The sequence below is a fragment of the Mesorhizobium sp. BR1-1-2 genome, from assembly GCF_020165435.1.
In the GTDB taxonomy this organism is placed as follows: Bacteria; Pseudomonadota; Alphaproteobacteria; order Rhizobiales; family Rhizobiaceae; genus Mesorhizobium.
Genome location: NZ_JAIUID010000003.1, coordinates 405,212 through 418,031, shown reverse-complemented (window position 1 = coordinate 418,031; position 12,820 = coordinate 405,212). Strand labels below are relative to the sequence as shown.

The 12,820-nt window shown below is 65.2% G+C and carries 9 protein-coding genes; 6 read left to right on the top strand and 3 right to left on the bottom strand.

From position 1 onward, the window contains the following. The first annotated feature begins 103 nt into the window (after nt 1-103). Nucleotides 104-910 carry an undecaprenyl-diphosphate phosphatase gene (locus tag LB551_RS08535; RefSeq protein ID WP_140551739.1) on the top strand — a complete coding sequence of 269 codons (807 nt, stop codon included), beginning with the start codon at nt 104-106 and terminating at the stop codon, nt 908-910. 200 nt (nt 911-1,110) lie between these two features. After that, nucleotides 1,111-2,751, top strand: coding sequence for an ABC transporter substrate-binding protein (locus LB551_RS08530; RefSeq protein ID WP_224658873.1), 1,641 nt, complete (start codon nt 1,111-1,113; stop codon nt 2,749-2,751). A gap of 661 nt (nt 2,752-3,412) precedes the next feature. Here LB551_RS08530 and lepA read toward each other — a convergent pair. Continuing rightward, entirely contained in the window at nt 3,413-5,218 is a 1,806-nt protein-coding gene (lepA, locus tag LB551_RS08525) for a translation elongation factor 4 (RefSeq protein WP_224658871.1), read from the bottom strand. Nucleotides 5,219-5,428: 210 nt separating this feature from the next. On the opposite strand from lepA, the gene LB551_RS08520 reads away from it, so the two are divergent. From LB551_RS08520 to msrA, 4 genes are all read left to right on the top strand, one after another. Continuing rightward, entirely contained in the window at nt 5,429-6,508 is a 1,080-nt protein-coding gene (locus LB551_RS08520; RefSeq protein WP_224658870.1) for a TadE/TadG family type IV pilus assembly protein, read from the top strand. 354 nt (nt 6,509-6,862) lie between these two features. Continuing rightward, nucleotides 6,863-7,567, top strand: coding sequence for a DUF1223 domain-containing protein (locus tag LB551_RS08515; protein ID WP_224658868.1), 705 nt, complete (start codon nt 6,863-6,865; stop codon nt 7,565-7,567). 126 nt (nt 7,568-7,693) lie between these two features. After that, nucleotides 7,694-7,972: a hypothetical protein gene (locus tag LB551_RS08510; RefSeq protein ID WP_224658867.1), complete on the top strand. Its 279-nt coding sequence runs from the start codon at nt 7,694-7,696 to the stop codon at nt 7,970-7,972. Nucleotides 7,973-8,104: 132 nt separating this feature from the next. Then, nucleotides 8,105-8,830: a peptide-methionine (S)-S-oxide reductase MsrA gene (msrA, locus tag LB551_RS08505; RefSeq protein WP_224658866.1), complete on the top strand. Its 726-nt coding sequence runs from the start codon at nt 8,105-8,107 to the stop codon at nt 8,828-8,830. Between the two features lie 230 nt (nt 8,831-9,060). On the opposite strand, the gene LB551_RS08500 is transcribed toward msrA, so the two are convergent. Both LB551_RS08500 and LB551_RS08495 read right to left on the bottom strand, forming a co-directional pair. Continuing rightward, nucleotides 9,061-11,673 carry a mechanosensitive ion channel family protein gene (locus tag LB551_RS08500; protein ID WP_224658865.1) on the bottom strand — a complete coding sequence of 871 codons (2,613 nt, stop codon included), beginning with the start codon at nt 11,671-11,673 and terminating at the stop codon, nt 9,061-9,063. 140 nt (nt 11,674-11,813) lie between these two features. Continuing rightward, the gene (locus LB551_RS08495) at nt 11,814-12,818 is read right to left on the bottom strand and encodes a cytochrome d ubiquinol oxidase subunit II (protein ID WP_224625322.1); all 1,005 of its coding nucleotides are present in this window, start codon (nt 12,816-12,818) and stop codon (nt 11,814-11,816) included. Between the last annotated feature and the right edge of the window lie 2 nt (nt 12,819-12,820).

Below are 12,820 nucleotides of genomic sequence, written 5' to 3'. Positions count from 1 at the left end.
GCCGCCCGGTAAGCGGGCCGTCAGGGTGTTGCGACCTATAGGGGGAGTTCGGCGCCATGACAAGCAAGCCTGTCAGCCCATCCCGCGAATGCCGAGGTAGCCAATGGAAAGCCAGACAATCGTCGAAGCCCTGCTGCTCGGTCTCCTGGAGGGATTGACCGAGTTCATTCCGGTGTCCTCTACCGGCCATATCCTGCTCGCCGGCCACTTTCTCGGCTTCCACTCGACCGGCAAGGCCTTCGAGATCCTGATCCAGCTCGGCGCCATCCTGGCTATTTTGAGCGTCTATTTCCGGCGGTTGTGGCAGATGCTGCTCGACCTGCCGCATGACCGGCTGACGCGGCATTTCGTCATCGGCATCCTCATTGCCTTCCTGCCGGCGGCCATCATCGGCGCGCTGGCGCATGATTTCATCAAGACCATCCTGTTCGAATCGCCGCGGCTGATCTGCATCATGCTGATCATCGGCGGCGTGGTGCTGCTCGCCGTCGACCGCATGAACCTCAAGCCGATGTACCGCGACGTCGAACGCTTCCCGACCCGGCTCTATCTGCAGATCGGGCTGTTCCAGTGCCTGTCGCTGATCCCCGGCACCTCGCGCTCAGGATCGACCATCGTCGGCGCGCTGCTGCTTGGCGTCGACAAGCGGGCGGCCGCGGAATTTTCCTTCTTCCTCGCCATCCCCACCATGGTCGGCGCCTTCGCCTTCGACCTGTTCAAGAACCGCAACGTGCTGACGTCGGCCGACCTGCCGATCATCGCCGTCGGCTTCGTCGCCGCCTTCGTCACCGCGCTGCTGGTGGTGCGCCTGCTGCTCGATTACGTCTCGCGCAAAGGCTACGCGCTGTTCGGCTGGTGGCGGCTGGTGGTCGGCATCGTCGGGCTCGTCGCGCTGATGATCTGGGGTTAGCAGCTTCTCTTTCTTCTCCCTCGCGGAGCGGGGGAGAGAGGAAGGCGCCCCCTCCCTGCGGAGCAGCGCACAAGTCCTGCGGATTCCAGAACACTCCGCTGCGTAAGCTCGCCCTATCATCCCTCAGGCAATGGCGTCCGGCGAGCCGCATCCGCCCCCGCGCACGCGGCCGGCCGGGCGCCCAACAAGAGGGAACGACGATGAAATTCATGCTGACCGACAGGAAATTGCACCCGCGGGCCAAACCCGTCGCCGAGGATTTCAGAAGCGGCGCCATCAACCGGCGCGAATATCTGGCGCTGATGGCCGGGCTCGGCGTCAGCGCCGCCGGCGCTTTTGCTCTGGGCGGACTGACCGCGACGCCGGCCCGCGCGGCGGAGCCCAAGAAGGGAGGCGTGCTGCGGGTCGCCATGAACGTCAAGGGTTTCAAGGACCCGCGCACCTTCGACGGCGTCGAAATGTCCAACGTCGCGCGCCATTGCAACGAATATCTGGTGCGCTGGAACACCGATTTCTCCTTCGAGCCCTGGCTGCTCGAAAAATGGGAGATGAGCGACGACGCCAGGACGCTCACACTCCACGTGCGCAAGGGCATCACCTGGTCGAACGGCGACGCCTTCAACGCCGACGATGTCGTCCACAACCTCACCCGCTGGTGCGAGGCCGGCGTTGCCGGCAATTCGGTCGCCGCGCGCATGGGCGCGCTGGTCAACGCCGACACCAAGAAGGTGGTCGAGGGCGGCATCGAGAAGGTCGACGACTATACGATCAAGCTCAATTTGCCCAAGCCCGACATTTCGCTGATCGCCGGCATGGCCGACTATCCCGCTTTGATCATGCACCGCTCCTATGACGGCGACGGTGATCCCCTGAAGGCGCTTTCGATCACCACCGGCCCTTGCGAGCTGGTGAAGTGGGACGCCGAGACCGGCGCCGAGGTGAAGCGCAAGGACAAGCCGTGGTGGAAGGGCGAATTCTGGCTCGACGGCATCCAATGGATCGACTACGGCTCCGACCCCAACGCCATGCTGTCGGCATTCGAATCCGGCGAGATCGACACCGACCACGAAACCGCCTCCGATGCCGTCTCGCAGACCGAGCAGATGGGGCTGAAGAATTCCGAGATCGCCACCGGCTCCACCATCGTCGCCCGCTTCAATGTCGCCAACGCGCCCTATGACGACGTCAATATGCGCCGCGCCGCGCAGCTCGCCGTCGACAATTCCGCCGTGCTGGCGCTCGGCCTCGGCGGCCGGGGCAAACCTGCCGACAACCACCATGTCGGCCCCATGCACCCCGAATATGCCGATATCGGCCCGGCCAAGCGCGATGTCGAGGCGGCCAAGAAGCTGCTGGCGGAATCCGGCAAGGCGGACCATGAATACGACCTCATCTCGGTCGATGTCGAATGGCAGAAGAGCACCGGCGACGCGATCGCTGCGCAGATGCGCGAGTCCGGCCTCAAGATCAAGCGCACCGTGCTGCCCGCCGCCACCTTCTGGAACGACTGGAGCAAATACCCCTTCTCCTGCACCGAATGGCTCGGCCGCCCGCTCGGCGTCCAGGTGCTGGCGCTGGCCTACAAATCGGGCGCCGCCTGGAACGAAAGCGCCTACGCCAACAAGGAGTTCGACGAGCTGCTCGACAAGGCACTCGCCACCCCCGACGCCGCCCAGCGCAAGGAGATCATGGCCGGCATAGAGAAGAATTTGCGGGACTCCGGCATCATCATCCAGCCCTACTGGCGCTCGGTCTATCGGACCTACCGCAAAGGCGTCGAAGGCTGCGAGCAGCATCAGGCGCTGGAGCAGCACTTTGAGAAGGTTTGGATCGAAAGCTGAGCCTTCGCCGCTTCTTCCTTCTCCCCTTGTGGGAGAAGGTGGATTGCCGCGAAGCGGCAAGACGGATGAGGGGTGCGTGACGGATCGCTGCCTTGCAGAATCAAACGCTGGTAAGCGCGCCCAATCTTTCCACCGCCTCACTCCGCTGGAACACCCCTCATCCGTCTCGGCGCTGAAGCGCCGATCCACCTTCCCCCACAAGGGGGGAAGGTAAGGCGCCGCAACGCCGGCGCTTTTTCTACAACGCTGGCGATTGGCGAATGCGGTGAAGGCAGCGTCCTTCTCCCGTTTCACGGGGAGAAGATGGCGGCAGCCAGATGAGGGCAGCGCCAACGCAGGTTCTTCCTTCTCCCCTTGTGGGAGAAGGTGGCCTCGCGAAGCGAGGTCGGATGAGGGGTGCTCCAGCTTGGCGGTACGTCAACAGCCAGCGAATCAAAGCAGATCCACCACCGCCTCACTCCGCTGGAATACCCCTCATCCGTCTCGGCGCTGGCGCGCCGATCCACCTTCTCCCACAAGGGGAGAAGGTCAGCAGCGTAAGCGCCCCGCCCCCATGCAGCAACGAGTGCGGTGAGCCGCATCAACAAAGCGAAGGTGTTCGGCGCGCTGACCATGCCCAGCGCTGCCCGCCGGGGCGATGCGTTCGGCCGGAGGCCGGACCTCAATCCCCCATCTTCAAGGCCTGAATAAACGCCTCTTGGGGAATATCCACCTTGCCGAACTGGCGCATCCGCTTCTTGCCCTCTTTCTGCTTGTCCAAGAGCTTGCGTTTGCGGCTCACGTCGCCGCCGTAGCATTTGGCGGTGACGTCCTTGCGCAGGGCCGAGATGGTTTCGCGGGCGATGACCTTGCCGCCGATCGCGGCCTGGATCGGGATCTTGAAGAGGTGGTGCGGGATCAGCTCCTTCAGCTTTTCGCACATCTGGCGGCCGCGCTTTTCCGCCGCCGTGCGGTGGACCAGCATGGAGAGCGCGTCGACCGGCTCCTCATTGACCAGGATCGACATCTTCACCAGATCGCCCTCGCGGTAGTCGGTGAGGTGATAGTCGAACGAGGCGTAGCCCTTGGAGATCGACTTTAGCCGGTCGTAGAAGTCGAAGACGACTTCGTTGAGCGGCAGGTCGTAGGTCAGCATGGCGCGTTTTCCCACGTAGGACAGGTCGGCCTGGATGCCGCGCCGGTCCTGGCAGAGTTTCAATATGCCGCCGAGATAGTCGTCGGGGGTGAGAATCGTGGCGCGGATCCACGGCTCCTCGATGGCCGAGATCTTGACCACGTCGGGCATGTCGGCCGGGTTGTGCAGCTCCTTCACCGAGCCGTCGTTGAGGAGCAGCCGGTAGACGACGCTGGGCGCGGTGGCGATCAGGTCGAGGTTGAACTCGCGCTCCAGCCGCTCCTGGATGATTTCGAGATGCAGCAAGCCGAGGAAGCCGCAGCGATAGCCGAAGCCGAGCGCCGCGCTGGTTTCCATTTCAAAGGAGAAGGAGGCGTCGTTGAGGCGCAATTTGCCGACGGCGGCGCGCAGATCCTCGAAATCGGCGGCGTCGACCGGGAACAGGCCGCAGAACACCACCGGCTGCGCCGGCTTGAAGCCGGGCAAGGCATGCGCGGTCTGGCGCTTGTCCTCAGTGATAGTGTCGCCGACGCGTGTGTCGGCCACTTCCTTGATCGAGCCGGTGAAGAAGCCGAACTCGCCGGGGCCGAGCTCATCGACATTGATGCGGGCGGGCGTGAACACGCCGGTGCGCTCGACCAGATATTTGGCGCCGGTGCCCATCATGCGGATGGTCTGGCCCTTCTTCAGCACGCCGTCGATGACGCGCACCAGAACGATGACGCCGAGATAGGCGTCGTACCAGCTGTCGACCAGCATGGCCTTGAGCGGCGCGGCAGCATCGCCCTCGCGCGGCGGCGGCAGCTGGTGGACGATGGCCTCCAGCACGTCGGGAATGCCCAGGCCCGTCTTGGCCGAGATCAGCACGGCGTTGGAGGCGTCGATGCCGATGACCTCCTCGACCTGCTCGCGGATGCGCTCGGGCTCGGCGGCCGGCAGGTCGACCTTGTTCAGCACCACGACGATCTCGTGGTTGTTGTCGATGGCCTGGTAGACATTGGCCAGCGTCTGCGCCTCGACGCCCTGGGAGGCGTCGACCACCAGCAGCGAGCCCTCGCAGGCGGCGAGCGAGCGCGACACTTCATAGGCGAAGTCGACATGGCCGGGCGTGTCGATGAGGTTGAGGATATAGTCCTCGCCATTATTGGCGCGGTATTTCAGCCGCACCGTCTGCGCCTTGATGGTGATGCCGCGCTCGCGCTCGATGTCCATCGAGTCCAGCACCTGCTCCTTCATGTCGCGCAGCTCCAGCCCGCCGGTCAGCTGGATCAGGCGGTCGGCAAGCGTGGATTTGCCATGGTCGATATGGGCGACGATGGAGAAATTCCTGATGTGGTCGAGGGGCGTGCTCATGCCGCGCGCTTTAGCAGGGGCGGCTTGCTGCGGCAAGGCTTGCGGCGCAAGGGGCGCCCCGGTCATCACAAAGCGGTGAACCGGGGGCAAAAGCCCGAAACGGCGGGCGGGAGCGGCCGGATGCTTAAACTTTGAACGATCATCTTAGACGCCGGTTTGCCGGCGCATGTTAGTTCCTGCGCAGATAAATCGTCTCTTGGGGTAGAAAACATGCTGGGGCTTTCAGGAAGGTTCGCCCGTTCGCGCGGCGGCTCGATGATGCCGCTGTTCTTCATCAGCCTGGTGCCGCTGGTCACCGTGGTCGGCTTCTCGGTCGATTATACCAGTGCGGTCCAGACCCGGTCCAACATGCAGCAGGCGCTCGACGCGGCGACGCTGGCCATCACCACGCTGCCGAAGACGACGGCGCTGGCGGCCCGCCGGCAGATGCTACAGGACACCTTTGCCGCCAATGGCGGGCAAGGCACCGTCACGCTGGTGAGCTTCACCATCGCGGCCAACGGCACCGCCACGGCGCAGGCCTCGGCGAGCTTCGACATGCCGACCGACTTCATGCAGATCGCCAGGATCAACACCGTGTCGGTCGGCGTCACCTCGGCCGTCAACAAGGCGCCGGCCCTGGTGCAGACCACCTTCAAGATCGAGAAGGCGTCGGGCTGGTGGGACAAGACCATGTATCTCTACGGCACGCAATTCGGTTCGACCACGAAGCAGAAGCTGATGCAGATCAGCTATGTCTACAACAAGGGCGGCGATCCAAAGGGTTATGGCACCACCACCGTCTCCACCGTCAGCGGCACCACGCTTACCCAAGTGCAGCAGCAGGTGTGCAACACCACGACGGTCGCCAATTTCGACAACACGCCCTCCGGCGCCATCACCAGCACCGACGGCAACGGCGTCATGCGGCAGACCGTCTGCACCACCAGCCCGGCCAACAGCGCCGGCGCGGTCATAGACGTCAGCCAGATGGACCAGCTCTATCTGGAGATGAACGTGCCCTCCGCCGCGACGGCCAAACCGGCCCAGCCGACCACGCTCAGGTCGAACGACCCGAAAACCTCGAACCGGCTCTATATCGGCACCAGCCCGACCGACATGCCCGAAATCGCAACGGGCCAGACCGTGGACATCTTCACCGCCGTGCCGTGCGGCCAGACAGGCTACCAGGCCTGGGAAGACGGCGGCTCCGCAGTGCCGGCGCCCGTCGTCAACGCCGACTTCTTCTACACCGTGATGGGCAAATGCGACTTCAACCAGCGCCCCTCGCAAACGGTGCTGACGCAGTGACGCTGCCGATCTCCCCCCTCGTGGGGGAGATGGCCGGCAGGCCAGAGGGGGGCGCTGTCCCGCCGACCTTGCCAGGGGTCCACGGAACCCCCACTTCCTGCCCCCTGCCTATTCTCCTCCGTCGCGCAACGATGCCTGTCGAGTCCCGCCTAGACTAGGTTGGCGCTCTACGGCGCCCCCCTCTGTCCTGCCGGACATCTCCCCCACGAGGGGGGAGATTGGCTGTCGCGTCCGCCTCACCAATTCCGGAACGTCCAGCAATCACAAACCGGTGAGCTCTGTAACGAAGCGGCGAATGGCGGCGAAGTGGGGGCATGAGCGGCGCATCGCAGCGCCGTCCCACGGAGCAACCCGATGTCGCAAGCCAAACGCCGCAGGTTCCTCGCAGTATCCAGCCTGGGCGCGCTTGCGCTCGCGGCGTCGCTCGGTGCGGCCGCGGCGCAGCCGCTTACCGTGGTCGAGCTGTTCACCAGCCAGGGCTGTTCGTCCTGCCCGCCGGCCAATGCCAATCTGATCAAGGTCAAGGACCAGCCCGGCGTGCTGGCACTGTCCTTCAACGTCACCTACTGGGACTATCTCGGCTGGAAGGACATTTTCGGCCGGCAGGAATTCACGCAGCGCCAGGTCAGCTACGAGCCGCCGCTCGGCCATGACGGGCCGTTCACGCCGCAAGTGGTGGTCAACGGCCATGCCGACGCGGTCGGCGCCGCGCCCGGCGAGATCGAACGGCTGATCGCGGCGAGCGGACGCATCAAGGGACCGTCGCTGTCGCTCGAAGGCGGCAAGGCCAGCATCGGCGCGGGGAGCGTGCCGGGCGGCAAGGCCGACATCTGGCTGGTGCGCTATGCCAGGGGCGTCGTCGAGGTGCCCGTGGCGCGCGGCGAGAACACCGGCCGCACCTTGCCGCACGGCAATGTCGTGCATGCGCTGACAAAACTCGGCAACTGGACCGGCGAGGCCACGACGCTCGACGTGCCGGCGGCCGCCGATGGCCTCAGCACCGCCGTGCTGGTGCAGTCGCCCGGCGGCGGGCCGATCCTGGCCGCTGCCGCCGATTAGCTTACCTCCGGGAACTTCCCGTTTGCGGGGAGAGACCATGCCCGACCAGAAATTGCGCAACGCCGCGCCTGCGGCGCCGCAACAGCCGGCCGCCGCAAGGGCGCGCCACCAACCAAGGAGACCATCATGACCGTTCTTTCCCGCCTGACGCTGCCGGCGCTCGCGCTCGCTTTGTGCTCGACGGCATTGCTGGCCGGCGGCATCGCCCGTGCCGACGAGGCCACCAACGCCATGAAACCCGCCGCCGACGCGATGAAACCGGCAACCGATGCGATGAAGCCGGCCGACCCGATGGCCGCCAATGCCATGAAGCCCGTCGACGATGCGATGAAACCGGCGGACGCCATGAAGCCGGCGGCTGACGCGATGAAGCCGGCGACGGATGCGATGAAGCCTGCCAACTAGGTCAACCGCGGCGGAGAGTTACGCACCCGCCGGGGCCGCACGAGAATGTGAGCCTCCGCCGCGACTCGCGCATCGCGCCGGTGACGCTAATTCAATAGACTGAACTCAATGGAAGCCATCAGGAGTGCAACCATGACCGATATCAAGAAGCGTTCGAGCGGCTTCGTCCGCGGCGCGCTCGCAGCTTTCGCGCTCGCCGTCGCGGGCGCCGCCTTCTGGCTGACGCCGGCCGTCTCGGCGGAAGACGCCGTGGTGATCCCGCCGCCGGCACTGGATGAAAAGGCCGCGGGCGGCAGCGAGACGGCAGTCTTCGCCGGCGGCTGCTTCTGGGGCGTGCAAGGCGTGTTCCAGCACGTCAAGGGCGTCACCAAGGCGGTCTCGGGCTACACCGGCGGTGCCAAGGACGACGCCGTCTACGAGACGGTGGGCACCGGCCGCACCGGCCATGCCGAATCCGTCGAGATCACCTACGATCCCTCCAAAGTCACCTATGGCCAGCTGCTGCAGGTGTATTTCTCGGTCGCCCACAATCCGACCCAGCTCAACTATCAGGGGCCGGACCAGGGCACGCAGTACCGCTCGACGATCTTCGCCGAGAACGACGCGCAGAAGAAGATCGCGCAGAGCTATATCGCCCAGCTCGACAAGGCCAAGCTGTTTTCCAAGCCCATCGTCACCACGATCGAAACCGGCAAGACCTTCTACCCGGCCGAGGAGTACCACCAGGATTTCCTGACGCTCAACCCGACCTATCCCTACATCGTCTACAACGACCTGCCAAAGGTGGCGAATTTGAAGACGCTGTTCCCGAAGCTTTACAGCGACAAGCCGGTGCTGGTGCTGTCGGCCAGCAATTGAGGCTTTGCAGGGTGGGAAGAACGACAGGTCGGCGGGACAGCGCGCCCCCCTCTGCCCTGCCGGGCATCTCCCCCACGAGGGGGGAGATCGGCGGCCTCGCCGTCCCGCCCCGCTGTCAACGTTAGAAATTAGCGAAAGCCGTCGCGACATCCAATCTCCCCCCTCGTGGGGAGATTGGCCGGCAGGCCAGAGGGGGGCGCGACGGATCGCGGCCTCTCCTGCGAAGAAGGTTACACCCTCTTGCGCCACGGCAGGCTCCAGCGCGCCTTCTCCAGCGAGGCCTTGGCTTCGACCGTGGCGGGGGCGGTCTGGGCTTCGCGGTATTGCACCGAGCCCTGCGGCGGATAGGGCAGGCTGTCGTTGAGTTCCAGCCTGTCGAGCTGGCTGAAATCGGGGAAAGGCAGTTTTTCCTCTTCACGCCAGGCGCTGACCCGCTTTTCCGCGGCGATGCGCTTTTCCTGGTCGAGCGGCAGGTCGGCGGCGCTGTATTCCAACTGCGCCGGGAAGGCGAACTGGGCGCCGGCCTCGTCCATCACCGCGATCATCGACAGCAATATGTCCTCGCGGATGGCGAGAAACTCCGAGGCATCCGCGGTCATGATGTAGGTGAAGACCTCGATGTCGAGCGAATAGGGGCCGAAGCCGACGAAGCGCACGCGGCAGGGATCGTCGATGACGCGCGGATGCGCGATCAGGAGCTTGCGCAGCGCCGCCAGCGTGTAGCGCAACTGGTCGGGCGTCGTCTCGTAGCGCAATTGCAGCGTCGTGGCGAAGCGGGTGCGGTCGCGATGGGCGTAGTTTTCGATCTGCATGCCGGCGAAGTCCGAGTTCGGCACCGAGATCACCGTACGGTCGACCGAGCGGATGCGGGTCGAGCGCATGCCGATATGCTCGATGGTGCCGGACTGGTTGCCGAACTTGCAGAAGTCGCCGACGCTGACCGGCCGGTCGGCATAGAGCGTCAGGCCGGAAAGAAAATTCTGCAGCGTCGGCTGCGCCGCCAGCGCCACCGCCAAGCCGCCAATGCCGAGGCCGGCCAGCACGCCCTGATAGGGGATCGCCAGCACCTCGGCCAGGAGCAGGAAGGCGACCACCAGTGCGGCGATGCGCGCCACGCCGGTCAGCAGCGAGATCAGCGTCTCGTGGTAGCCGGGCACGTTGAATGTGGCGCGATAGCGCTCGGCGATCTTGCCGATCAGGTGCCAGACGACGGGAACCGCGCCGATCAGGATCAGGCTCCAGGCCGCCGCCTTGGCGGATGCCGCGATCACCTGCGGCAAGCCGAGCGGCCGCAGGGCAAACAGCAGGAACAGGCCGAGGAAGATCGAGCGCACCGCCCATTCGACGACGCGGAAGAAGCCGGCCCGCCCCGAACTCCTGCCGCTGCGGGCGAAGAACACGATGACGGCGTTGGCAAGGAATCCGAAGGCGATGCCGGCAAGCACCGCAATGCCGAGCCCCAGCCATTGCCAGCGTTCGATCGGCCCGGCGCGGGTCAAAAGGGCAGGGCTGATCTCGCGGGCAAGGCCCCTCGTGGCGAAGAACGGATCGTTGCTGGCGAAGGCGGTGAATTCCGGCGCCACCGGCGCATCTTCGATATCGGCATAGAGCGTGCGGATGTTGGCCAGCGTTTCCGGCGTGAATTTCCACAGCTTGCCGCCTTTTTCGGTCCCCACCGGAGCGACGACGATGTTGCCGGCCGGGTGCTCGAAATACACATAGGGCGTGTTGCTTTGGGGATCGTCGGGAATTTCCTGCCAATAGACGTAGCCGATGCGGTCGATGACTTTCTTGAGATAGCTCTCGAGAAGAACCGCCTCGTCGGACCGCACCGCCGGATTGTAACCGCGCATGTCGAGCGCCGTTTGCGGCGAACTGCCATTCTGGTCGGCGATGCCGCCGAGCAGCATCTTGAACGTGTCGCGCGGCGAGGCGAGCTTGGCCGGATCGTCGACCATGTCGGGGGCTTCGCCACGCGCCGCCTGGAACTCGGCGAGCTTGGCCTGCAGCACGGCAAGCTGCGGCCCGACGATGAACCATTCGCCGGCCTTGCGGCGGAAGGTGACGTCGAAGAAAACCTTGCTGCCATATTGCTGCAGCCTGGCTGTCACCTCGTCGCCGGGGATCGCATCATGCGGCAGGTTCCACAGGCGCAAGGTGGCGTTGTCGATCACCGAAAACAGGAGCTTGGTGTAGTCGGGCATGTTGAGGCCGCCGCGATCGGCCTCCGTGACGTCGACGAGGCCGGCCGCCAGCGCGGCAAGGCCCATGCCGCCGCCGGTGGCGCGCGGCACATTGTCGGCGCCGCTCTCGTTCATGGTCTGCAGGAATGAGCGCATCGTCGTCATCGGGCTGGTCTGGTCGACCTTGAGGGTCTCGGCGGCGTCGACGCGCACGCCCGTCCACCATTCGGCGGTGGCGGATTCGAAACGCCCCATGAAGCTCGCGCCGTCCGGCGCCATGACGAAGCTGAACTCGCCCTGGCGACTGCCCTCGAACCAGCGGCCGAACAACTTTTCGCCTTCAGCCTTGGCTTCGATGCGGCCGCCATACAGGGGATAGACCCCCTTTACCTCGGCGCCGTCCTGCTCGAAGGTGATCTGGGCGCCGCCGCCGCGCCATTTGGTGTCCCATACACCGGCCCAGTTGGCCGTCTGCTGGGCATGGGCGGGCTGGACGGCGGGCAGCAGGCCGGCCAGCACAAGCGCGGCGATCAGCGTGACCAGGCGGATCAGGGCCAGAGCAACTCCAGGAACGCGGCGTAGGGATTTTCCCGGGAAAGGTGCGTAGCGCTGCCGCGCCTGCGGATCGTGTTGTATCGAGGCAACCGGGACACCGCGCATTGCATTGCCCTTCTTCTCGCACCGCTGCCATCAGGCCGCAGCATGTCGCGGAAGGTTATTCCGCGTGAAGATGAATATTGTCTTTCCGGCCGGCGACATGCGGCAGGCGGAGGCCCTGATTTCGCCCGTCGCTTGGCCCCTCAGTCGTAGGTCAGGTCCGTCGCCTTGCCGCCGAACACACGGTAGGCATAGAAGGAATAGAAGATGATGATCGGCAGCACGACGACGGTGCCGGCCAGGATGATGGCCAGGCTTTCGGGCGCGGAAGCCGCCTGCCAGATGGTCAGCCTGTCGGGCACCACGAACGGATAGAACGACCAGGCGAGCCCGGCAAAACCGAGCGCGAAGATGGCGGCCAGCGTCAGGAACGGCGTCAGCGAATGGCGGTCGTCGGGCCTGGGCAGATGGAAGGTCTGCCGCCACAGCCACAGGAACAGCAACGCCGACAGGATCGGCAGCGGCGACAGATAGAGCATTTCGGGCAGCACGAACCATTTGGCGAAGATGCGCGGGCTGGCGAAGGGCGTGGCCAGCGACACGGCGGCCATGCCGAGCGCGGTCAGCACCAAGGTGGTGCGCAGCCAGCGCACCGCCTTCTTCTGCAGGTCGCCTTCGGCCTTGTAGATGACCCAGGCAGCCCCCATCGCGGCGTAGGCCGCCGCCAGGCAGAACGCCACCAGCACGCCGAACGCCATGCCGCCCAGGCCGAAGTCGAGGCCAAGCACATAGACGCCCAGCATATAGCCTTGCGCCAGCGAGGCGATGAGCGAGCCGAGGAAGAAGATACGGTTCCAGCGGTGCTTGCGCTCGGTCGCCACCTTGGCGCGGAAGTCGAAGGCGACGCCGCGCAGGATGAGGCCGACCAGAAGCACGAACACCGGGATGTAGAGCGCGCTGAGGATGACGCCATGCGCCATCGGAAAGGCGACCAGCAGAAGGCCGACGGCCAGCACCAGCCAGGTCTCGTTGGCATCCCAGAACGGGCCGATCGCTGCGATCATCGTATCCTGCTCGGCGTCCTCGGCCGCCGCGAACAGGATGCCGATGCCGAGATCGAAGCCGTCGAGAATGACATAGATCAAGATGGCGAGGCCCATCAGGCCGGCGAAGATGAGGGGGAGGAGGGTCGGCCAGTCGTAGGTCATTT

Excerpts from the sequence above, each read along its gene's own strand:
- LB551_RS08535 (WP_140551739.1), top strand. The coding sequence starts at position 104 with ATGGAAAGCCAGACAATCGTCGAAGCCCTGCTGCTCGGTCTCCTGGAG.
- LB551_RS08530 (WP_224658873.1), top strand. The coding sequence starts at position 1,111 with ATGAAATTCATGCTGACCGACAGGAAATTGCACCCGCGGGCCAAACCC.
- lepA (WP_224658871.1), bottom strand. The coding sequence starts at position 5,218 with ATGAGCACGCCCCTCGACCACATCAGGAATTTCTCCATCGTCGCCCAT.
- LB551_RS08520 (WP_224658870.1), top strand. The coding sequence starts at position 5,429 with ATGCTGGGGCTTTCAGGAAGGTTCGCCCGTTCGCGCGGCGGCTCGATG.
- LB551_RS08515 (WP_224658868.1), top strand. The coding sequence starts at position 6,863 with ATGTCGCAAGCCAAACGCCGCAGGTTCCTCGCAGTATCCAGCCTGGGC.
- LB551_RS08510 (WP_224658867.1), top strand. The coding sequence starts at position 7,694 with ATGACCGTTCTTTCCCGCCTGACGCTGCCGGCGCTCGCGCTCGCTTTG.
- msrA (WP_224658866.1), top strand. The coding sequence starts at position 8,105 with ATGACCGATATCAAGAAGCGTTCGAGCGGCTTCGTCCGCGGCGCGCTC.
- LB551_RS08500 (WP_224658865.1), bottom strand. The coding sequence starts at position 11,673 with ATGCGCGGTGTCCCGGTTGCCTCGATACAACACGATCCGCAGGCGCGG.
- LB551_RS08495 (WP_224625322.1), bottom strand. The coding sequence starts at position 12,818 with ATGACCTACGACTGGCCGACCCTCCTCCCCCTCATCTTCGCCGGCCTG.